At 61.4% G+C, this 19,444-nt stretch carries 22 protein-coding genes and 1 tRNA gene; 15 read left to right on the top strand and 8 right to left on the bottom strand.

Annotated features, from left to right (window positions below; translation table 11 throughout):
* Positions 1-211: 211 nt before the first annotated feature.
* From Q1K29_RS17445 to Q1K29_RS17430, 4 genes are all read left to right on the top strand, one after another.
* The gene (locus Q1K29_RS17445) at positions 212-424 is read left to right on the top strand and encodes a hypothetical protein (protein WP_300396570.1); all 213 of its coding nucleotides are present in this window, start codon (positions 212-214) and stop codon (positions 422-424) included.
* A 147-nt stretch (positions 425-571) separates the two neighbouring features.
* Positions 572-811, top strand: a complete 240-nt coding sequence (locus Q1K29_RS17440) for a DUF3489 domain-containing protein (protein ID WP_119379860.1) — start codon at positions 572-574, stop codon at positions 809-811.
* A 2-nt stretch (positions 812-813) separates the two neighbouring features.
* On the top strand, positions 814-1,236 hold the full coding sequence (locus Q1K29_RS17435) for a DUF2924 domain-containing protein (protein WP_119379861.1): 423 nt from the start codon (positions 814-816) through the stop codon (positions 1,234-1,236).
* Positions 1,236-2,903: a recombinase family protein gene (locus Q1K29_RS17430; RefSeq protein ID WP_119379862.1), complete on the top strand. Its 1,668-nt coding sequence runs from the start codon at positions 1,236-1,238 to the stop codon at positions 2,901-2,903. The genes Q1K29_RS17435 and Q1K29_RS17430 overlap by 1 nt, the downstream gene beginning before the upstream one ends.
* Positions 2,904-3,254: 351 nt before the next feature.
* Here the strand turns inward: Q1K29_RS17430 and Q1K29_RS17425 are convergent.
* Positions 3,255-3,345 (bottom strand) — tRNA-Ser (locus tag Q1K29_RS17425).
* 170 nt (positions 3,346-3,515) lie between these two features.
* Here Q1K29_RS17425 and rplU point away from each other — a divergent pair.
* The 7 genes from rplU to Q1K29_RS17390 all read left to right on the top strand — a co-directional run bounded on the left by rplU (position 3,516) and on the right by Q1K29_RS17390 (position 10,145).
* Positions 3,516-4,256 carry a 50S ribosomal protein L21 gene (gene rplU / locus Q1K29_RS17420; protein ID WP_300396568.1) on the top strand — a complete coding sequence of 247 codons (741 nt, stop codon included), beginning with the start codon at positions 3,516-3,518 and terminating at the stop codon, positions 4,254-4,256.
* Between the two features lie 42 nt (positions 4,257-4,298).
* Positions 4,299-4,568, top strand: coding sequence for a 50S ribosomal protein L27 (gene rpmA, locus Q1K29_RS17415; RefSeq protein ID WP_300396567.1), 270 nt, complete (start codon positions 4,299-4,301; stop codon positions 4,566-4,568).
* Between the two features lie 93 nt (positions 4,569-4,661).
* Positions 4,662-5,189: a GNAT family N-acetyltransferase gene (locus Q1K29_RS17410; protein ID WP_300396566.1), complete on the top strand. Its 528-nt coding sequence runs from the start codon at positions 4,662-4,664 to the stop codon at positions 5,187-5,189.
* 95 nt (positions 5,190-5,284) lie between these two features.
* Positions 5,285-6,433 (top strand): acyltransferase family protein, encoded by a 1,149-nt coding sequence (locus Q1K29_RS17405; protein ID WP_300396565.1) that lies wholly within the window; start codon positions 5,285-5,287, stop codon positions 6,431-6,433.
* Between the two features lie 51 nt (positions 6,434-6,484).
* The gene (obgE, locus tag Q1K29_RS17400) at positions 6,485-7,525 is read left to right on the top strand and encodes a GTPase ObgE (RefSeq protein WP_300396564.1); all 1,041 of its coding nucleotides are present in this window, start codon (positions 6,485-6,487) and stop codon (positions 7,523-7,525) included.
* The gene (gene proB / locus Q1K29_RS17395) at positions 7,525-8,640 is read left to right on the top strand and encodes a glutamate 5-kinase (RefSeq protein ID WP_300396563.1); all 1,116 of its coding nucleotides are present in this window, start codon (positions 7,525-7,527) and stop codon (positions 8,638-8,640) included. Before obgE ends, proB begins: the two co-directional genes overlap by 1 nt.
* A gap of 74 nt (positions 8,641-8,714) precedes the next feature.
* Positions 8,715-10,145 (top strand): SLC13 family permease, encoded by a 1,431-nt coding sequence (locus tag Q1K29_RS17390; RefSeq protein WP_300396562.1) that lies wholly within the window; start codon positions 8,715-8,717, stop codon positions 10,143-10,145.
* An 8-nt stretch (positions 10,146-10,153) separates the two neighbouring features.
* On the opposite strand, the gene Q1K29_RS17385 is transcribed toward Q1K29_RS17390, so the two are convergent.
* From Q1K29_RS17385 to Q1K29_RS17370, 4 genes are all read right to left on the bottom strand, one after another.
* On the bottom strand, positions 10,154-10,450 hold the full coding sequence (locus Q1K29_RS17385; protein ID WP_300396561.1) for an HPr family phosphocarrier protein: 297 nt from the start codon (positions 10,448-10,450) through the stop codon (positions 10,154-10,156).
* On the bottom strand, positions 10,447-10,851 hold the full coding sequence (locus Q1K29_RS17380; RefSeq protein ID WP_300396560.1) for a PTS sugar transporter subunit IIA: 405 nt from the start codon (positions 10,849-10,851) through the stop codon (positions 10,447-10,449). The genes Q1K29_RS17385 and Q1K29_RS17380 overlap by 4 nt, the downstream gene beginning before the upstream one ends.
* A gap of 82 nt (positions 10,852-10,933) precedes the next feature.
* Positions 10,934-12,547, bottom strand: a complete 1,614-nt coding sequence (locus tag Q1K29_RS17375; RefSeq protein WP_300396559.1) for a stimulus-sensing domain-containing protein — start codon at positions 12,545-12,547, stop codon at positions 10,934-10,936.
* Between the two features lie 29 nt (positions 12,548-12,576).
* Positions 12,577-13,041, bottom strand: a complete 465-nt coding sequence (locus Q1K29_RS17370; protein WP_300396558.1) for a peptidylprolyl isomerase — start codon at positions 13,039-13,041, stop codon at positions 12,577-12,579.
* A 138-nt stretch (positions 13,042-13,179) separates the two neighbouring features.
* On the opposite strand from Q1K29_RS17370, the gene Q1K29_RS17365 reads away from it, so the two are divergent.
* A complete protein-coding gene (locus Q1K29_RS17365) occupies positions 13,180-13,704 on the top strand; it encodes a DUF1993 family protein (RefSeq protein ID WP_300396557.1) in 525 nt (174 codons plus the stop codon).
* Between the two features lie 5 nt (positions 13,705-13,709).
* Here the strand turns inward: Q1K29_RS17365 and Q1K29_RS17360 are convergent, their stop codons facing one another.
* Complete coding sequence (locus tag Q1K29_RS17360) at positions 13,710-14,405, bottom strand: response regulator transcription factor (protein ID WP_300396556.1); 696 nt, start codon at positions 14,403-14,405, stop codon at positions 13,710-13,712.
* Positions 14,406-14,657: 252 nt separating this feature from the next.
* On the opposite strand from Q1K29_RS17360, the gene Q1K29_RS17355 reads away from it, so the two are divergent.
* Both Q1K29_RS17355 and Q1K29_RS17350 read left to right on the top strand, forming a co-directional pair.
* On the top strand, positions 14,658-15,695 hold the full coding sequence (locus Q1K29_RS17355; protein WP_300396554.1) for an acyltransferase family protein: 1,038 nt from the start codon (positions 14,658-14,660) through the stop codon (positions 15,693-15,695).
* Positions 15,696-15,827: 132 nt separating this feature from the next.
* On the top strand, positions 15,828-17,378 hold the full coding sequence (locus Q1K29_RS17350) for a caspase family protein (protein ID WP_300396552.1): 1,551 nt from the start codon (positions 15,828-15,830) through the stop codon (positions 17,376-17,378).
* A gap of 303 nt (positions 17,379-17,681) precedes the next feature.
* On the opposite strand, the gene Q1K29_RS17345 is transcribed toward Q1K29_RS17350, so the two are convergent.
* Together Q1K29_RS17345 and Q1K29_RS17340 are read right to left on the bottom strand one after the other, a co-directional pair.
* Positions 17,682-18,182, bottom strand: a complete 501-nt coding sequence (locus Q1K29_RS17345) for a GNAT family N-acetyltransferase (RefSeq protein WP_300396550.1) — start codon at positions 18,180-18,182, stop codon at positions 17,682-17,684.
* Positions 18,183-18,369: 187 nt separating this feature from the next.
* Positions 18,370-18,504: a hypothetical protein gene (locus Q1K29_RS17340; RefSeq protein WP_300396548.1), complete on the bottom strand. Its 135-nt coding sequence runs from the start codon at positions 18,502-18,504 to the stop codon at positions 18,370-18,372.
* Positions 18,505-18,988: 484 nt separating this feature from the next.
* On the opposite strand from Q1K29_RS17340, the gene Q1K29_RS17335 reads away from it, so the two are divergent.
* A complete protein-coding gene (locus Q1K29_RS17335; protein WP_300396546.1) occupies positions 18,989-19,444 on the top strand; it encodes a hypothetical protein in 456 nt (151 codons plus the stop codon).

Raw genomic sequence — 19,444 nt, 5'->3', positions numbered from 1 at the left:
TCTCCATAACGACAGACTCTCAATTCAAATGCGGGACCAATCGGGGCTCAGGTCATCCGTGTGCTCACGGAGACTGATGTTCCAGCTCACTCGATGCGATCAGATCGCTCGGAGAATCCTGAGTTTGACAACAACACCTAATGACTGGTTTCGGGAACAAGCAGTCTCACTGTGTCTGGACTAACACGCCATTTGGAGCATTCGTCGGGTCATGGCTCGAAACGACCTCCCGAAGAAGCTCATGGCGGATGTCACCATGGCGCTGGAAGACGCGCATGAGGCGGCTGTCCAGGCCCAGTCGCCGAAACTTTGTGGGTTGATGTTTGAACAGCTGGCCGCGCTTGCGATCGCGAATGCACGAAAGGCGATAGAACTCGCAGAGAGTGCTCTGGAAGCCCATCGGAAAAATCGGCCGGACAGCTGACTTTCGACTGGACTTCAGCGCGCAACAGAGCGTCAGTGTGCAAGCGCCACAATAGAAAGACCGCGCTGCCCGCACCTTCGGCCAGGTCGGGCCTTCAGTCAGTGGGAGCGGATGATCGCTTCTGCAATCTGACTGAAGGAGGGCCACATGGCCAAAGCAACCAAGACCCAAACGAAAAAGAAGCCTCTCACCAAGCGCGAGCAGTTGATCCAGCTGCTCGGCAAAGCGGAGGGCGTCACCGTCAACGAACTGTCGAAAGCCCTAGACTGGCTGCCGCATACAGTTCGCGCCGCGCTGACACGCCTGCGGGCCGGCGACGGCAAGCTTGAAAAGGTGCCACCTGCAGAGGGTGAACGATGTACGCGATACCGCCTGGAGAAAGCCTGAGCATGCCGGTCGATGTACCGACCGAGCTGGATGCCCTGCGGGATATGTCCCGTGGGGACCTGCTGGAGCTGTGGTCGCTGGAGGAGTTCGGCGCGCTGCCCAGGAAAATCAGCACACCCTTTCTGGCGCGGCTTCTCGCCTATGAGCTCCAGGCTCGACAGCATGGCGGGCTCCGCAAGCGGACCCGGTCCGCTCTTCAGGCTATCGTAGCGAATGGGGTGCCGGAGTCGCCGGCAAAGGTAGCAACGACGGGCACCCGGCTGGTCCGCGAGTGGAATGGCGTTCGGCATGTTGTCGACGTCACCAAGGAAGGTGCGGTGTATCGCGGTAAGACATACCGGTCCCTCAGTGCCGTCGCTCGCGAGATCACGGGCGCTCGCTGGTCGGGGCCGCGTTTCTTCGGCCTGCAGCGAAAGACTGGCTGATGGCGAAGAAGATTATCCGGTGCGCAATCTACACCAGGAAGTCGAGCGAGGAGGGGCTGGAGCAGGACTTCAACTCGCTCGATGCGCAGTGGGAGGCTTGCAAGGCTTATATTGAAAGCCAGAAGCATGAGGGCTGGAAGCTGGTCGAGACCCGCTATGACGATGGCGGGATATCGGGCGGTCATCTTGAACGCCCGGCAGTTCAGTCACTGCTCGACGATATTGATGCCGGTCGCATCGACATGGTGGTGGTCTACAAGATCGACCGGCTGACGCGGTCACTGGCAGACTTCGCTCGGCTGGTTGAGCGGTTCGACAAGGCGGATTGCTCGTTTGTGTCGGTTACGCAGGCCTTCAACACATCGACCAGTATGGGGCGGCTGACGCTCAACGTTTTGCTGTCATTCGCCCAGTTTGAGCGGGAGGTCACGGCCGAGCGCATCCGGGACAAGCTCGCAGCATCAGCAAAGCGGGGCCTCTGGATGGGTGGGCTGGCGCCGCTTGGCTACGATCCGCATCCCGATCCGAACACGCGGGAGCTTGTCCGCAACGAGGATGAGGCCAAGCAGGTTCAGCGAATATTCGATCTGTATGACGAGCATCGCTGTCTTGGCCGCATCGCCCGGCAGGCAGAGCTGGAAGGCATCCGATCGAAGAGGCGAACCTTCAAAAGCGGCAAGTCGCTGGGCGGATGCGTGATGTCCCGCGGGGCCTTCCATTCCATCCTCACCAATCCCGTCTATCGCGGGATGATCCGGCACAAGGAAAATGCCTATCCGGGGAACCATCCCGCGATCATCGAGGAAGCGATCTGGAGCCGTATCCAGGAAGCGTTAATTGCCAAAGGTGGGCGCCAGCGCGGGCAGGGTGGTGCAATCAAGACGGAGGGATCACCTCTGACCGGGCGATTGTTCGATCAAGCCGGTAATCGGCTCACGCCCACCTATGCCACGACGAGAGGACGACGTTGGCGCTACTATGTTTCCAGAAGCGTGATGAAAGGTGACGAGGCATACGCCGCCGGATGGCGACTGCCAGCTGCAAAATTGGAGTCGGCGGTCGCCAAAGCGATTGGCAACTGGCTGGAGAAGGCGCCGGAGCAATTGCTTGTCGCTCCCGGCGCTGAAACGTTTGCCAGAGTTAGAGCTGCTCTATCGAGGCTTGGTGAGCAGCTGACCGCAAACCAGACACCTGCTCTCGTTCGACTTGTCGAGCGGATCGATCTTAAGCCGGGCGAGATGCGGCTGGCTGTCAATCCGGATGCGATTGCTGAGGCGTGCGGGCTCTGCCGTGAAGACATTGCCCGGGATGCGCTGGTGCATGTTGAAGCTTTCACCGAACGCAAGCGCGGGGTCGAGACGATCCTCATTCTTGGCGCTGAAACACCGAACCGGGATGAGACGCTGATCAAGGCTGTCGCGCGTGCGCATGCCTGGGCGGAAGAATGGAAGGCCGGCGCATCGCTGCCGGATATTGCCAGGCGCATCGGCTGGACGACATCGCCGCTGCGTCAGAGATTGAAGCTCGCTTTCCTATCGCCGGCCATCGTTCAGGCCATTCTGGATGGCCGCCAGCCCGCCGATCTCAGCCTCGAAAAGCTGCTGCGTACAGACATCCCGCTGGACTGGGATCGCCAGGCAGAAGTGCTTGGATTTGCGTTTGCCTGATCTTCCGATGCCGTTCCCTGTTCCCGGAATCAAATTCCCTGATCCGCGGATTTCCATTCCCTGTTCCGTGGTTTAGGGAATTTGACTTCTAACCCCTTGTAAACACTGCATTTGCGGGAAGTGGATTCCAAGCCCGTCCCTGATAATTCTGCAAAATACCCTGTAAATCGGGGGGTATCAGGGAAAGCGGGCCTAAGAGATCTGGCGAAAGTGGCCGTTAGAGACGACTGGCGAAAATTGCGGGAAGAGCAGGGAAAATCGGGCGAGCAGAGACGGCAGCTCAAGAAAAAGCCCGCCAGTGGCGGGCGATCAGGGCGCAATCCGGATCTGGTTTTCAAATCAGGGTCTGCGTGGCGGAGAGGGAGGGATTCGAACCCTCGGAACGCCAAAAGCGCTCAACGGTTTTCGAGACCGCCCCGTTCAACCACTCCGGCACCTCTCCGTAAGGGCGCGGACATAGCGTGCGGCCTCACTGCGTGCAAGCCCCATATGTCATGCAGGTCAGGGTTTGACACGGACGCTTTCATAGTGTTTATCCGCGCCTTCATGTCCGGCGCGGGACGCGTGCGGACACTCAGTTTATGAATTTTACCCTGCCGGAAGGACGAGGCCATGTTCGCGGTCATCAAGACTGGTGGCAAACAGTATAAAGTCGCCGAAGGCGACGAGATTGTCGTCGAAAAACTCGCAGCCGACGCTGGCGCGGATGTCACCTTTGATGTCCTTATGCTTGGCAATGGCAAGGATGTGACCGTTGGAGCCCCGCTGGTCGCAGGCGCAAGCGTGGTCGGTGAAGTTGCTACCCAGCGCAAGGGTGACAAGGTCACCATTATGAAGAAGCGCCAGCGCAACACCTATCGGCGCAAGAAGGGGCACCGCCAGCTTGAGAGCGTTGTCACGATTACGTCGATCCTGACTGACGGCAAGAAGCCGACAGCGAAGAAAGCTGCCGCGCCGAAGAAGGAAGAGGCCCCCAAGGCCGAGACCAAAGCCGCTCCGAAGAAGGAAGAGGCTGCAAAGGCCGAGACCAAGGCTGCTCCTAAGAAAGAAGCGGCTCCCAAGAAAGAGGCTGCGCCGAAGAAGGCCGAAGCCAGGGCAGACGCCAAGCCCGAGACCGATGAGCGCGGCCGCCTTAAGAAGGCTGACGGCAAGAAGGATGATCTCAAGCAGATCACCGGTGTCGGCCCGGCCATGGAGAAGAAGCTCAATGAGGCTGGCATCTTCCACTTCTGGCAGATCGCTGATCTCAAGAAGGCCCAGATTACGGAACTCGACGAGGAAGCCGGTCTCGGCGGCCGCATCGAGCGTGACGAGTGGGCCAAGCAGGCCAAGCAACTGGCAAAGGACGCCTGAAGTCTGATATAGGGCTTCAAGACGAGTTGAAGGAGCGCCACGATGGCACACAAGAAATCAGGCGGTTCATCCCGTAACGGCCGCGACTCAAACCCGAAATATCTCGGCGTGAAGAAGTTCGGCGGTCAGCACGTTGTCCCTGGCAACATCATCATCCGCCAGCGCGGCACCAAGACCTATCCGGGCAAGGGTGTCGGTATGGGCAAGGATCACACGCTCTATGCGCTGGAAGAAGGCCGGGTCGAGTTCAAGCGCTCGCGCGGCGACCGGCAATATGTATCTGTCGCTCCGGTGGCTGACGCGGCTGAATAAGCTGCGCCTTCAGCAAGAGACATTCCGAGGGGAGACGGGTAACTGTCTCCCCTTTTTCTATGCCGAACATGGATGCCCGGGTGAAAGAAGGTGATGAGCGACATCAAGACAGCGCGCTTCCGGCTCCGCCCGCCGCAGCTTGCCGATGCCGAGACGGTGACGGCGCTGGTGCGTGACCCGCGCATTTACGAGAAGGTGGCCCGTATCCCGCCGCAGCAAACCATAGAGCAGACAGGCCGCTGGATCCTTGGAACAGAGCGCGGCAGTGAGCTGGGGATCGACCACGTCTTTCTCATCATCGAAGCGGAAGAGATTATCGGCACCATCGGTGCCCACCGGCCCGCGACCGACCAGCCTTTCGAGATCGGCTACTGGGTGGTGCCTTCGGACTGGGGGCGTGGTGTGGCAACGGAGGCCGCGCGAGCCCTGATCGGTTGGCTGGAGGGGCGCGGGCAGGCTGAAGATCTGATCTCCGGCTACTTCATCGACAATCCGGCTTCCGGTCGCGTTCTGGAGAAGCTTGGCTTCGAACACACGGGCACAAGTCCCGTCTTCTGCCTCGGCCGTGACCGCGAAATCGACCACGTCTTCGTGCGCCGCAAACAGCCCCCGATGGTATAGGTCTTGCTCCGCCTGGCTGTTGGACAAAAAGCCGGCGGTGATGAGTGCCAGAAGGGTACACGTTCAGACAATTGCCGGCCTCGAAAGGGACGGCGATGACGAAGAAGCAGCACCTCTACGGGCTGGACCTGGTTCGTTTCGGCTCGGCTTTCCTTGTCTTGTTATTCCACCTCAGCACGTTCGGTTCGGCATCGCCGTCCTATATCACCACGATGGACGAACGGGCCTTTGGCTGGCTCGGCTGGGTGGGTGCCGGGGGCTGGGTCGGCGTCGAAGTGTTCTTCGTGATTTCGGGATTTGTCATCGCGGCCAGTGCTGAAAAGGCGACAGCGCGTGACTTTATCGTCAAGCGGGGCATCCGGGTCTTCCCGGCGCTCTGGATCTGTTCGCTCATTGCCCTCAGTGTGCAGCTGGCCTGGGGCATGCCGCTGGCAGAAGGCGCCAATGCTTTCTTTCGCTCAGCGATCCTTTCACCGCAGGGGCCATACATTGATGGCGTCGTGTGGACGCTGGTCCTGGAGGCGGTGTTCTATGTTTATGTCGCCGCCCTTATCCTGATCGGCGCGCGTCTTGGCCGCCCCCTGCTGGATGCCGGCGGGCTACTGCTTGGTGGCGTGAGTGCCGTCTTCATCGCAGGCTACCTTATTGCGAGCGGGATGAACCTGCCCATCGCCGACACCCTGCACCGCTTCCCGTTCAAGGTCGCACTGCTGTGGCACGGTGTATTCTTCGCGCTGGGCATGCTGATCCGGAAAGCGGCTCGCACCCGGCTGTCGGCTTATGAATTTGGCGCTGTGGGCCTCTTCACCCTCTTCTGTCTCGCTGAAATCACGAGCCGCGCACTCAAGGGTTACGAGGTTGTTGGCGGTAATCTCTATGAGGTCCCGCTTGCGCTCGGTATCTGGCTGGCTGCCATGGGCGTCATTATTGCCAGTGTTTTCCGCAGCGAGTTCATCGCCCGTCATTTCGGCGCGCCGTGGGTGAAGAAAACCGGGTTGATGACCTATCCGCTCTATCTCAACCACTTTGCTTTCGGCATGTGCCTGACGCCGTGGTTGGCGGCATACATCCCGTATGGTCCTCTGCTGTTCGTGGCTGTGGTGGCGATTGTTCTTGCCGCAGCCTGGGCGATCATGTCGGGACCGGAAGCCTGGCTACAAACAGTCGGCCGCAAGGCCCTGATCAGGCGGAAAGCGCAAGTCGTCCGGTTTCCGGAAGAAACGGATCTCCCGCACGCTGCTTGAGGCTTGTTCTGTGCCGTAGCGCCGGAGCCCGTAACGCGCTAAAGACGCGGCATGAAATTCCTCGATCAGTGCAAGATCTATATCAAGGCTGGCGACGGGGGACGGGGCTCATCCTCCTTCCGCCGCGAAGCCTATGTCGAATTCGGCGGGCCCGATGGCGGTGATGGCGGACGTGGTGGACACGTTTATGCCGAGGCCGTCGAAGGGCTCAACACGCTGATCGACTACCGTTACCAGCAGCACCACAAGGCTGAACGCGGTGGCCATGGCATGGGCAAGCAGCGCCACGGCAGAGGCGGTGAGGACAAGATCGTAAAGCTGCCCGTCGGCACGCAGATCTTCGAGGAAGACCAGGAAACACTGATCGCCGACCTCACCGAAGTTGGCCAGCGCGTAATGCTGGCGCGTGGCGGCAATGGCGGCTGGGGCAATCTCCACTTCAAATCCTCGACCAATCGCGCACCGCGCCGCGCTAATCCGGGCGAGGAGGGTGAGGAACGCACCGTCTGGCTGCGCCTGAAACTGATCGCGGATGCCGGCCTTCTCGGCCTGCCCAATGCCGGCAAGTCGACCTTCATCCGCGCGGCCACAGCGGCCAAGCCGAAGGTCGCCGACTATCCTTTCACGACACTGCATCCGGGCTTGGGCGTGGTCGATCTCGGACCCGGCACACGTTTTGTGCTCGCCGACATTCCAGGCCTGATCGAAGGCGCCGCGGAGGGGGCTGGGCTCGGCCACCGCTTCCTCGGCCATGTCGAGCGCTGCAAGGTGCTGCTGCATCTGGTCGACTGTACGCAGGATGATGTTGCGGGCGCATGGAAAACCATTCGCCACGAGCTCGAGGAGTATGAAGTGTCGATGGCCGGAAAGCCGGAGATCGTCGCGCTGACAAAGGTTGATGCGCTGACCGAGGACATGGTCGACGAACAGGCGGCGCTCCTGAAAGCGGCATGCGGGCACGAACCGCTTCGTATCTCATCGGTGGCCGGCACGGGTGTGCGCAAGGCCCTTGGCCTGATCGCAAAGGAACTCGGTCATCTTGAGGCGGCTGAGATTGAAGAGGACGAGTCCGAAGAGGGCTGGCAGCCCTGATGAGCTCCCCGCTCGACACCGCCCGCCGGATTGTCATCAAGACCGGCTCCGCACTGATCGCCTCGAAAGGGGAGCCGCGCCGGGCGTGGCTGGAGGGCCTTGCCGCGGATATCGCCGCCCTTCGGATAAGCGGAAAGGATGTGGTCTGGGTCTCTTCAGGCGCCGTGGCGCTTGGCCGGCCGCATCTCGGCAAGGGCAGCCAGAAGAAACTGGAAGAGAAACAGGCCGCCGCCGCGCTGGGCCAACCCTTGTTGATGTCCGCAATTGCAGAAGCCCTCGCGCCGCATGGCATCAAGGCTGCCCAGGCCCTGCTGACGCTGGAAGACACCGAACGCCGCCGGCGCTGGCTGAATGCGCGGGCGACACTGGATACGCTGCTCGGGGCGGGCGCCGTGCCCGTCATCAATGAGAATGATACGGTGGCGACCGAGGAAATCCGTTATGGCGACAATGACCGGCTCGCCGCTCGGGTCGCACAAATGTTGAGTGCCGACGTGCTGATCCTGCTGTCGGATATCGACGGGCTCTACACCGCCGATCCGCGCAAGGATGCGTCTGCCACGCATATCGCGGAACTGTTCGAGCTGACCGATGCCCATGAGGCCATGGCGGGGGCGGCGAATGCTGAAACCGGCGTGGGCTCCGGCGGGATGGCCACCAAGCTCTCGGCCGCCCGGATCGCCTATGGGGCAGGGTGTGCCACCGCAATCACACTGGGCGACCGGGGCCGGCCGATCGCGGCGCTCCAGTCCGGTGAGCGTGCAACCTGGATCGTTCCGCCTGTCTCTCCGGCCACCGCGCGTCAGGCCTGGCTCAAGGGGCATCTTACGCCCGAAGGCGCCGTGCTGGTCGATGAGGGCGCGGTGAAAGCGCTGGTGAAAGGGTCCAGCCTGCTCGCGGTCGGTGTGACCGGCCTAGAGGGACGTTTCGAAAAGGGCGCAGCCGTCGCCATCAAGGGGCCGGGCGGCGAGATCGTCGCCAAGGGTGTGACGGCCTATGATGCCGCCGATGTGCAGCGTCTGGCAGGGGCTCACAGTGATGATATCGAAGCCCGCCTCGGCTATCGCGGCCGGCCGGCTGTCATTCACCGGGACGATCTTGTCCTCGAGCGCTGAAACGCCTTGAAATCACTTGACCTTGTTGCCTCCGGCTGGCCCATTGCGCCGCTATGGGAGGAAGAACAATTACCGTGAAATCTGTAGGTCTCGTGCTTGGTCCGGCGCTGGCGCTCATCCTTCTGCTGGCGGGAGCACCGGAGAGTTTGAGCTTCGCTGCCTGGGGCACAGCCTGCCTTCTCGTCTGGATGGCGGTCTGGTGGGCCACCGAGGCGATCCCGATCCCGGCAACGTCGCTGCTGCCGCTGGTTGTGCTGCCGCTCATTGATGCGGGCAGCCCGAAAGCTGTTGGCGCGGATTATATGAACCACATCGTCGTCCTGCTGCTCGGCGGCTTCGTGATTGCGATGGGGATTGAACGGTGGGACCTGCACAAGCGCATTGCCCTGAATGTCGTCGCCCGTGTCGGGACGGCACCAAAAGCGCTGATCATGGGGTTCATGATTGCGACCGCGCTTCTCTCCATGTGGATTTCGAACACCGCGTCGACCCTGATGATGGTGCCGATTGCGCTGTCGGCGGCGGGGGCACTCGGCGGGGATACGCACAAGTTTACAGCCGCGCTTCTTCTCGGCATCTGTTACGCCGCCTCGATCGGGGGCGTTGCGACACCCATCGGGACACCGACCAACCTGATTGCTATCAACTGGTTGCAGGCTGAAGCGGGGGCGACGATCGGCTTTCCGCAATGGATGGCCTTCGGCATTCCGGCTGCCATACTGCTTGTTCCGGTTGCATGGTGGAGCGTGACGCGCGGCCTGCCCAAGCTCGGGAACGGGGCGGCGGTGCGTGATGATGTCCGCCATCAGTTGCATGCACTCGGAAAGATGACAGCGCCTGAAGCGCGGGCGGCCGGCATCTTTGGCCTGATCGCCTTTCTCTGGGTGATGCGGCTGCTGATCGTGCGGGGGCTGGAGTCGGCCGGCTGGCCGCTTCTGTCGACCTATAGCGGCGCACAGGTCGACATGATGATCGCGATTTTCGGTGCGGTGCTGATGTTCCTGATCCCGGCAGGCGCGGGAGAGCGCCGGGCGCTGCTCAACTGGGAGGAAGCCGAAAAGCTACCCTGGGGCGTGCTGATCCTGTTCGGTGGCGGCATCGCGCTCGGCAATGCCGTTTCGCGCACCGGCCTGTCGACCTGGATAGGCGAGCAGCTTGGCGTGCTGTCTGTCCTGCCGCCGATCTTCTTCATCGCTGCGGTGGTGACGCTGGTCATCTTCCTGACGGAACTGACCTCCAATGTCGCGACGATGACGACGCTGGCGCCCATTCTTGGCGCGCTCGCCATCGGTATCGGGACAGCCCCGGAAAGCCTGCTGGGCCCGGCTGCCGTTGCCGCTTCCTGTGCCTTCATGCTGCCGGTGGCGACCGCGCCGAACGCGATCATCTATGCCAGCGGCGAGGTCGCCATGGCGGACATGATGAAGCGCGGACTGAGGGTGAACCTTATCGGTATCGTGATCATCACGGCCATCGGCTACTTCATCGCGCCGATGGTGCTCTAGGCCAGGACCTAGTCTTCCTCGTCGCGTTCGCCGAAGCCGTCAGCGATGAGTTCTGCGACGGCGTCCACGGAAGCTTCGGCCCCCTTGCCGGAGGCCCGGATCGTGACATCGCTGCCCTGGTGCGCGGCCAGCATCAGCAGGTCCATGATGGAGTGTGAATTCGCCACTTCCTCGTTGCGGATGACGAATACAGGCGCAGGGAGCGTGGCCGCCAGCCGGGCAAGCTTGGCCGAGGCCCGCGCATGCAGGCCTTTGCGGTTCACGATCTTCACCGTCTTCTCTATGGCCGTATCCGTTTCGCTCACGCTGTGCGGTCCATGACTTCGGACGCCACACGGATATATTTCTGTCCGGCGTCACGTCCAACGCGGACGGCTTCGTCGAACTTCACCTGGTCGCGGACTTCAACGAGCTTGATGAGCATCGGCAGGTTCACACCGGCGATGACGTCGATCTTTGCGTCGGGCATGACGGAGATGGCGAGATTGGACGGCGTGCCGCCGAACATGTCGGTGACGATGATTACACCCTTGCCGGTATTACAGGCGGCGACGGTCTCGCGGATCTGTTCACGGCGCGCATCAATATCATCTTCGGCCTCGATCGAGATCGAACGAAAATATTCCTGTTCGCCGACGACATGCTCCGTCGCCCTGACTAGTTCGCGTGCCAGCTTGCCATGGCTGACAACCACAATTCCAATCATTTGCCCTCTACCAATCGACCCAGCCGCCCTTTGATGCTGACAGACAGTACACGGAGGTCAAGCGGATTCGACTGCGGGAGGGTTAATTGGCCGGTAATTCAACGATGAAGCGTGCGCCGCCTTCATCACGGTTTTCGGCCCAGACCTGCCCCATATGCGTGATCGCGATCTGCTGCACGATGGAGAGACCAAGCCCGGAATTCTTGCCAAACGCGGAGCCTTTGGGCCGGTCGGTATAGAAGCGGTCGAAGATCTTCTCGAGCTTGTCGTCAGGAATGCCGGGGCCTTCATCCTCAATGATGATGCGCGCGGTGGTCTGCGGTCCAATGCGGTCCTGGTCGAGGCGAACGGTGACCGTGCCATCGGATGGCGAGAAGGAGAGGGCATTGTCGATCAGGTTGCGTATCACCTGTCCGAGCGGGCCTTCGCGGCCGCGCACACGCAACCCGGCGCCCATCGTCTCGTCCTTGAAGGCCACCGTCGCCCGGTCGCCCTCCAGCCCGAGATGCTCATAGGTCGATACAATGTCCTCGACGAAACGGCCGATATTCAATGTTTCGGTGGGCACCCGCGTGATCTCGGCTTCGAGACGGGACGCATTGGAGATATCGGTGATCAGCCGGTCGAGACGGCCGACATCCTGGGCGATCACCTTGTGCAGCTTCTGCATCGATTCAGGATTATCCTGTACCCGCTCAGCGGTTTCGACAGCCGAGCGGATCGAGGTGAGCGGGTTCTTCAGCTCATGCGCAACATCGGCGGCAAAACGCTCATTCGAGGTAATGCGTTCGAACAGGGCTTCGGTCATGTCCTGCATGGAATTGGCAAGCGCGCCGATCTCGTCGCGCCGGCGGGTCACCTTTGGCAGGTCGAGATGCTGGGTCGCGCCGGAGCCGACATCATCCGCCGCCTTGGCGAGGCGCCTGAGCGGCCGGGCAATGCCGATCGTCAGCAGGCCGGACGTGATCAGGGCGACAAGCACGGCCACACCGATGAAAGGGATGAGGGCAGCGCGTTCGGCACGGATAATATCGTCGATATCATTTGATTCCAGCGTCAGGACCCCGACAACCGCCGACACGTGCTGCACAGGCACGGACACTGAAATGATGCGCTGGCCGCGATCGTTGAAGCGCTGGCTGGCTGCCTCGCCTCCGCCCAGCGCCACGGTGAATTCCTGCTGGAAGGTCTGCGTGCGGACCGCATCGCCGCCCCGGTTGGGGATCAGCGCGCCGAAGGTCGAAACCGCCCATTCCGAAAGCGAGCGGCCAATCTTCGATAGCTGGCTCGGCTCCTGCAGCGGGGGCAGGGAGGAGACGATCACCCGGTCGGACAGGAAGTAGCTGTCACCGACAAGTTCACCGTCAGAGGTATAGACCTTGCCGCGCACAGAGACCGGCAGGGAGAGGTCGGCGAGCGTGGCGCGCGCCAGATCCTCGTCCATGACCGGCTGCGGCTGGCCGAAGGTTGCGCCCTCGGCCAGCAGGTTCGAGAAGACCTGGGCCTGGCCGACTAGGTCCTGCTTCTTGGCGACCACGAAGCTCGCCCGCATCTCGTTCAGCACCATTGCGCCGATAATGAGAATGGCGAGCCCGGCCAGGTTGGACGCAAAGATCAGCCGGGCAATGCGCGATCCGAAGAACTGCTTGCCGCGTTCCCGGATGCCCCGCTTAGCTGTTTCGTCCTGCCTGGCCATAGCGGTCCTGTCCCCTCGCGCTTAACGCTTCAGGTGTCGGCAGCGACCTTCATGGAGACGATGGAGTCCGGATCGCGGACCGGCTCACCGCGCTTAAGCTGGTCGATATTGTCCATGCCTTCGACGACCTGGCCCCAGACGGTGTACTGCTTGTCGAGGAAACGGGCATCATCGAAGACGATGAAGAATTGCGAGTTTGCCGAGTGCGGCTGGTTGGTGCGCGCCATGGAGCAGGTGCCACGGACGTGCGGCTCTGCGTTGAATTCGGCCTTCAGGTCCGGCTTGTCGGAGCCGCCCGTGCCCGTACCGTTCGGGCAGCCGGCCTGCGCCATGAAGCCGTCGATCACGCGGTGGAAGACGATGCCGTCATAGAAGCCTTCGCGCGCCAGCTCCTTGATGCGGTCGACGTGATTGGGGGCGAGGTCGGGGCGAAGCTCGATCTTCACCGGGCCCTTGGTTGTTTCCATGAGGATCGTGTTTTCGGCATCTGCCATGGTCTGGTCTCCATTTGTCTTTCCGTTCCGGCATAAGGGGATGGGGCGCCGGAGCAAAGCCCCCAAAGCATCCTATTGCCGGGTGCGGCGACAGGCATTAGCGCTCTTCCTGCGACACAGACGAAGAGGAAAAACGCCATGACGCTTTCGCTTTACGACACGGTTATCCCGCCATTCCTGCAAATGGTGGGCAGCGTACAGGGCGTGCTCGAGAAAGGCGCCCAACACTATGAAGCGAAGGGGCGCAGCCCGGACGACCTGCTGCGTGAGCGCATCTTTGAGGACATGCTGCCGCTCACCTTTCAGATCGATTCCGTGATCCATCACTCGATCGAGGCCATCGAAGGCGTGGAGGCCGGTGTCTTTCATGCCGCTTCGAGCATCCCCGAAACCGACTATGCCGGTTTTCAGGCGCTGCTGGCTGAAGCAAGGCAGAAACTCGACACGCTGAGCCGCGAAGACGTCGATGCGCTCTCGGGCAAGGATGTGGTGTTCAAATTCAAGGACCTGGAAATGCCCTTTACGGCGGAAGGGTTCCTGTTCTCCTTCTCGAAGCCGAACCTCTATTTCCACGCCACGACGGCCTACGACATCCTCCGCATGAAGGGCGTCCCGCTCGGCAAGCGGGACTATCTCGGGGCCTTGCAGATCAAGGGCGCCTGAGCGCCCTAGCTCTCATTATAGCGATAGCCGACGCCGTAGAGCGTTTCGATCGCGTCGAACTCGTCATCGACTTCGCGGAATTTCTTGCGCAGCCGCTTGATGTGGCTGTCGATGGTGCGGTCGTCGACATAGATCTGGTCGTCATAGGCCGCATCCATCAGCTGGTCGCGGTTCTTGACGTAGCCGGGGCGGTTGGCGAGCGATTGCAGGATCAGGAATTCGGTTACCGTCAGGCGTACCGGTTCGCCATCCCAGGAGCAGGCATGGCGGTTGGGGTCGAGGGTGAGGCGCCCGCGTATGATCGGCTTCTGGTCGCCATCCTCGGAGCCCGGTTCGCCGCCGCGTGACCGGCGCAGCACGGCCTTGACCCGTTCCGAAAGGAGACGGTTGGAACAGGGTTTCCGGACGAAGTCGTCGGCGCCGATATTGAAGCCGATCACCTCATCGATCTCTTCATCCTTGGAAGTGAGGAAGATGACCGGCAGTTCGGAGGTCTGGCGCAGACGGCGCAGCAGCTCCATGCCGTCCATTTTGGGCATCTTCACATCGAGGATGGCGAGATCCGGCGGGGCCTCGGTCAGACCAGAGAGAGCGGAGAGACCGTCATAATAGGTCTTAACCGTATACCCCTCGGCTTCGAAAAACATTTTCAGCGAAGCGACGATGTTCTCGTCATCATCAACCAGAGCCAGCGTTGCCATGATGCCTCCTACAAACCCTTCTCCCCGGCGGGGCCTTGCAATCGCAGCGTTTCAAACACGGTTTGCGTCACACCGGAAGCCCCCGGGTCTTCATTACTGAACCGTCATCCTGTGTCAGGCCTTGGCTGAAACCAAGACCATTCGGCGGCAGGCCTGTGCCAGCCTGTCACAATTGGAGACAGATACCCCTTCAAAATTGTGCATGATTCTTGCGTCTCGCCTCTCAGGTGATTTTCTCCCGAGGAGTGGGACATGGCTGAAGACCGCGTAAACTGGGTCGATTACGGCAAGGGCATCTGCATCATCCTGGTGGTGATGATGCACTCGACGCTGAACTATGGCGACATGGTGCACAGCACGGGCTGGATGCACGATGTCGTCGCCTTCGCCAAACCGTTCCGCATGCCGGACTTCTTCCTGATTGCGGGCCTGTTCCTGTCGCGCTCGATCCACGGGCCGCTGGCGAGTTATATCGACCGGAAGGTCGTCCACTTCGCCTATTTCTACATACTTTGGCTTGGTTTGCAGACGGTGGCCTTCGAGGCAAACCTGCTGTTGAGCGACCCCGGCGCGGTGGCGTTGATCTTCGCCAAGCAGCTGATCTTCCCGGCGTCGAGCCTGTGGTTCATCCACCAGCTGCTCGTCTTCTACGTCATTACGCGCCTTATCAAGGACCTGCCGGTCGTCGGTGTCTTCATGGGCGCCTGCCTGCTGCACGTGGCGTTCTATGCCGGTGCGATCGAGACCGGCTGGTCGGTCACCAACCGGTTTGCCAACTGGTATGTCTTCTTCTTCGCCGGCTATGCCTTCGCGCCTTTCATCTTTGCGCTGGCCCGCAAGGTCGCCAAGAGCTGGGAAGTGGCCCTCGCTGCACTGCTCTGCTGGGCGGCCTGGAACCTCGAACTGGTGCATATCGGCTGGAGCGAGCTTCCGGGTATGAGCCTCGCGCTCGGGTTTGCCGGTGCCTTTGCCATCGTCACGATCGCTTCGCTGCTGTCGCGTTTCCAGGTGGGCGGGCTGCTGCGGTATGCCGGCAAGCATTCGATCGTCATCTACCTGACCTTCTTCATTCCCATGAAGGTCGCCCAGAAAGGGCTCGCGACCACCGGTCTCATTCCGGATGTCGGAACGGCCAGCCTTGTCGTCCTGGTCTTCGCTGTGGCCGCGCCGCTTGTCTTCCACCGGCTGATCAGGAATACGCCGCTGATTGTGCTCTATGAACGCCCGGCCGCTTTCCGTTTCGGAAAACGGCCTGCGAAAAGCGCAGTTGGCAGCATTGCGGAGGCCTGACGGCCTCCAGGGGGAACGGGCGGGCGCCGGTCACACTGTGGCCAGGCGCCCCTCGTTATCGCTCTCCCAAACCTCTTCCAAATGCGGGAATTGCGGTTAGTCTCTTCTCATCTTCAGGGTGGGAGAGAGACAATGCGTATCTGGATTCTGACGGCCCTTGCCGGGCTTTTTGCGCTTGCCGCAGCCGCCATGCCGGGCGCGCAGACAGGTGCGAGCGAGCCGCGGGTCGCCCTTGTGATCGGCAATTCCACCTATGACACGCCGGGCTGGACGCTCGAAAACCCGGCGCGCGATGCACGCCTGATGAAGGCGGCGCTGGAGGGCCTCGGCTTCGAGGTCGATATCGTTCTCAATGCTGATGAAGACGAGATGGAGGAGGCCTTCGCCTCGTTCGGCGCGCGGCTGAAAGAGGCCGGACCGGACGCGACGGGCTTCTTCTTCTATGCCGGCCATGGGGTGCAGTCAGAGGGGCTGAACTATCTCATCCCGACAGACCTTGTGGCCTATAACGAGGCCGATGTCTGGGCCAACGCCCCACGGCTCGAACTCCTGTTCCGCTATCTCGACAACGCCGGAAACGCGGCAAATTTCATTATTCTGGACGCCTGCCGCAACAATCCGCTGCCCTCGGCGGTGCGCAATACCGGCGGGGGTCTTGCGGCGACGGGCCGGGTGCGTGGCACGCTGATCGCCTATTCGACCGCACCGGGCGCTGTCGCCGAGGATGGGACGGTCGGCAATAGCGAGTTCACGCTGGCCCTGTCGGAGCTGATCGCCACGCCCGGCATCGCGGCAGAGACGCTATTCCGCCGGGTCGCGACGCGGGTCGAGCAGCGGACCAATTACCGCCAGCAGCCCTGGATCGAGAGCGGCCTGCGCGGCAATGCCGACTTCTGCTTTGCCGGCTGCGACAGCAATGAGGCGGCCCGCTCGGAAGCCGCTGCGCTGACGGCGTCCCTGTCCTCCAACAGTGTCGGGGTGCTGGAAAGTTTTCTCGCCGCCTTCCCGGATTCCGGCAGCCGCAGCCTTGTCGAGGCGCGGATCGACCAGTTGCAAAGCCCTGAAAAAACTGGGCTTTCAGCGTCCGGCACACGGGACACTGCCGAGCCTGAGGTCACCTCCCTCTATGACATTGTCGGCAAGGGAGCGCCGGAGGAAGGGCCAGCCGGCACGGACGGAAAACGGCGCGTGACCGAAGGCCAGATGAAGGAAGCGCTGGGCGTCTCGACGCTGATCTCCGACCTGGTGACGCCCTGGCGAAAGGATGTGATGCAGACCGCCGGACGGGCGGCCTTCATGGCGCGAACTGTAGAAGGTGCGCCGGAATACGAGCTCCTGGACGATGGCCTGTTTGTGTTCTTCGCGCAGGATTCCGCGACGCTGGATGCGGCGGCGCGAAGCAATCTCAAGGCCTTCGCGACCTATGTCGCGCGCCCGCATGTGGAGGGCGAGCGGCCCGGATACCTGCGTGTCGTTTCGGGCTGCATGGCCGGTGAGAGCATGACAGGCGCCTGCCGCCAGCGCTCGGCCGTGGTTGAGAACCAGCTTGTTGAAATGGGCGTGCCGCGCGCGGCATTCGAGGCGCAGATGAATTATGGCAAGCACCGCCAGCTCGAGGATCCGGGCTTCGGCATCGATGAAGACGCGCTCAACCGCTATGCGATGGTGCAGCTTCTGCGGTGAGGGATGGGCGGGGAAACATCCCACAGGCCATCCACGAAAAACGGCAGTCCGGAAACAGTCCGGTTTTAGTCCGGTTTCAGTCCACTTCTGAGGCAGCGGGCGGCAGGATCGTCCCATCCCGCCTCCATCCCGGCCCGTCCGCCGCAATGACGGCCCCGCGCTGGAAACTATCCAAATTCGCTCCGACACCCCCCGTTTTGGGACATGATGATCGCCGTCTGTCACCGGGGCGAGAAAGACCCTGGCACCGGGAGCAGGCCGATGCCGCCCCCTTCTCCCGGACGCGGGAGGAGGGGATTGGTGTCACACCCGCCGGGCGTAGAAGGCGACGGCATAGTCTTCGCGGTAGCGGGTCTCGCCAATGCGCTTGAAGCCGAGGCGGGCATGGAAACGGTGTGAGCCCGGATTGTCCGGGTCGGTATTGACCTCGCAGGTGAGCCAGGTGCGGTCCCGCTCGCGTGTGAGGTCAAACGCCGCTTCGTAGAGCTGCTGGCCGATGCGCTGTCCGCGAGCGGCCTCGGCAATCGCGATGCGGTCGACATAGAGCATGGTGGTGTCGTGATCGGCCATCCAGCGTTCGAGCCAGCGCAGATTGTCACTCGGATAGGTGAGTGTGCCGGGCTCGATCAGGTTGATGAAGCCGGTGGGGGTTCCGGCCTCGTCTGCGGCGACGAGGCAGGTGCCCATGGCGAACAGGGCGGCCAGCCCCTCGGCTTCATCCTCATGGCCGACCCCGGGCGTGGAGGCCTGGTTGATGGCATAGAGGGCGGAGAGGTCTGCGGGCTGGAAGGGGCGGATGGTCATGGGGGAGCGAGGTGGCCGGAAACGGCGGAGGCGTCAACTCTGCTCCCTTCTCCCGAATGCGGGAGAAGGGCCGGGGATGAGGGCTGCAACGGTGCGTGTGTCGGCAGGTTGGCGAATAATGCCAACGCCGGAGCCCTCACCCCTGCCCCCTCTCCCGAAACCGGGAGAGGGGAAAAGGAGTGCGGCCCTAAAGCTCGCCGGGCTTCTTGCCGGACTGGCGGATGAACCAGAAGACGAGGCCGAGCGTGATCAGCACCAGCGCGCCAAAGCCTGCAAGCGCGCCGACCGCCAGCGGGTCGATCGAGAGCTTCCCAATATCCATTGCGTGCTTCCCTCCACGAAGCCTGTACGCCAACCCTGCGCCCCGGGCGGGCCCGTGGCCATCCGTAAGATTGCGTAGATGGGAGGTCAGCCTGGCTCCCCCTCCGCTCACCCCGGCGAAAGCCGGGGTGAGCGGACAAGATGCAGGCCAGCCCGGATCAGGTATCAGCGATCAGAGTGTGAGGGGATGAAGGCAAAGGCTCAGGGTGTGTGGCCCCGATGGGGCGGGGTGGGAGTGTCAATCTTGACGCACAAGCCATGACAACTTGCGGAATATCCTGCTCGTATCCATTTTGTTCTGGTCGGAGGATGCCAGATTGGACGCTTACGTGCTACAAGCTAGCTTGGCTGTCAGCTTTTTGGCTGCGCCAATAGTGACGTTTCTATCAATATTTTTGGTAGGTCGAATAAGAGACAGAAGCGCCGCGCTTCTATGGCTGAGTCTAACTCTCTATTCAGTAATGTTGTCCTCATTCAGCTTCAGAGTGAAACTTGCTGGCGATGACACGGTGCAGTTTACCTTCGACTATATCCTCTTTCCGTTTGCGCTTTGCGTATACGTTATACTTATAGCGATGGCATCCATTCGACTTCCCAAGGTTCAACCAGCTTGGGTGAGACCTTTGGCGGCAGTATCGCTTTTCATGATGATCTGCTTTGCATTCGGTGGGATAGCCGAGCGCATCGATGGTGATCGAGGGCTTTTTGACATCCCTCAATATGGATTCGAATATTATCTCAGAATGTTAGACTTGTTCTCGTTTGGAGCGCTTACAAACTACTACCCGGCTGTAATGCAAGACAGCATGGTGCTGACGAACGACGGAAGCGCCACGGTAATGCTGTTTAACATCATCATGGCATTATTTGGTTTTAGCTTGATCGGGCGCTTGTTGTTCGGCGTTTTCGCCCGTACTAAATCCGCTAGAACGACTCCTTAG

It is taken from the genome of Henriciella sp. (assembly GCF_029937755.1).
In the GTDB taxonomy this organism is placed as follows: Bacteria; Pseudomonadota; Alphaproteobacteria; order Caulobacterales; family Hyphomonadaceae; genus Henriciella.
This window is presented reverse-complemented; position numbering and strand designations above follow the sequence as displayed.

Coding starts and splice junctions, on each gene's coding strand:
- Q1K29_RS17440 (WP_119379860.1), top strand. CDS start 572: ATGGCCAAAGCAACCAAGACCCAAACGAAAAAGAAGCCTCTCACCAAG.
- Q1K29_RS17430 (WP_119379862.1), top strand. CDS start 1,236: ATGGCGAAGAAGATTATCCGGTGCGCAATCTACACCAGGAAGTCGAGC.
- Q1K29_RS17345 (WP_300396550.1), bottom strand. CDS start 18,182: ATGACCATCCGCCCCTTCCAGCCCGCAGACCTCTCCGCCCTCTATGCC.
- obgE (WP_300396564.1), top strand. CDS start 6,485: ATGAAATTCCTCGATCAGTGCAAGATCTATATCAAGGCTGGCGACGGG.
- Q1K29_RS17405 (WP_300396565.1), top strand. CDS start 5,285: ATGACGAAGAAGCAGCACCTCTACGGGCTGGACCTGGTTCGTTTCGGC.
- Q1K29_RS17375 (WP_300396559.1), bottom strand. CDS start 12,547: ATGGCCAGGCAGGACGAAACAGCTAAGCGGGGCATCCGGGAACGCGGC.
- proB (WP_300396563.1), top strand. CDS start 7,525: ATGAGCTCCCCGCTCGACACCGCCCGCCGGATTGTCATCAAGACCGGC.
- Q1K29_RS17370 (WP_300396558.1), bottom strand. CDS start 13,041: ATGGCAGATGCCGAAAACACGATCCTCATGGAAACAACCAAGGGCCCG.
- Q1K29_RS17355 (WP_300396554.1), top strand. CDS start 14,658: ATGGCTGAAGACCGCGTAAACTGGGTCGATTACGGCAAGGGCATCTGC.
- Q1K29_RS17410 (WP_300396566.1), top strand. CDS start 4,662: ATGAGCGACATCAAGACAGCGCGCTTCCGGCTCCGCCCGCCGCAGCTT.
- Q1K29_RS17380 (WP_300396560.1), bottom strand. CDS start 10,851: ATGATTGGAATTGTGGTTGTCAGCCATGGCAAGCTGGCACGCGAACTA.
- Q1K29_RS17445 (WP_300396570.1), top strand. CDS start 212: ATGGCTCGAAACGACCTCCCGAAGAAGCTCATGGCGGATGTCACCATG.
- rplU (WP_300396568.1), top strand. CDS start 3,516: ATGTTCGCGGTCATCAAGACTGGTGGCAAACAGTATAAAGTCGCCGAA.
- Q1K29_RS17350 (WP_300396552.1), top strand. CDS start 15,828: ATGCGTATCTGGATTCTGACGGCCCTTGCCGGGCTTTTTGCGCTTGCC.
- Q1K29_RS17340 (WP_300396548.1), bottom strand. CDS start 18,504: ATGGATATTGGGAAGCTCTCGATCGACCCGCTGGCGGTCGGCGCGCTT.
- rpmA (WP_300396567.1), top strand. CDS start 4,299: ATGGCACACAAGAAATCAGGCGGTTCATCCCGTAACGGCCGCGACTCA.
- Q1K29_RS17435 (WP_119379861.1), top strand. CDS start 814: ATGCCGGTCGATGTACCGACCGAGCTGGATGCCCTGCGGGATATGTCC.
- Q1K29_RS17360 (WP_300396556.1), bottom strand. CDS start 14,405: ATGGCAACGCTGGCTCTGGTTGATGATGACGAGAACATCGTCGCTTCG.
- Q1K29_RS17365 (WP_300396557.1), top strand. CDS start 13,180: ATGACGCTTTCGCTTTACGACACGGTTATCCCGCCATTCCTGCAAATG.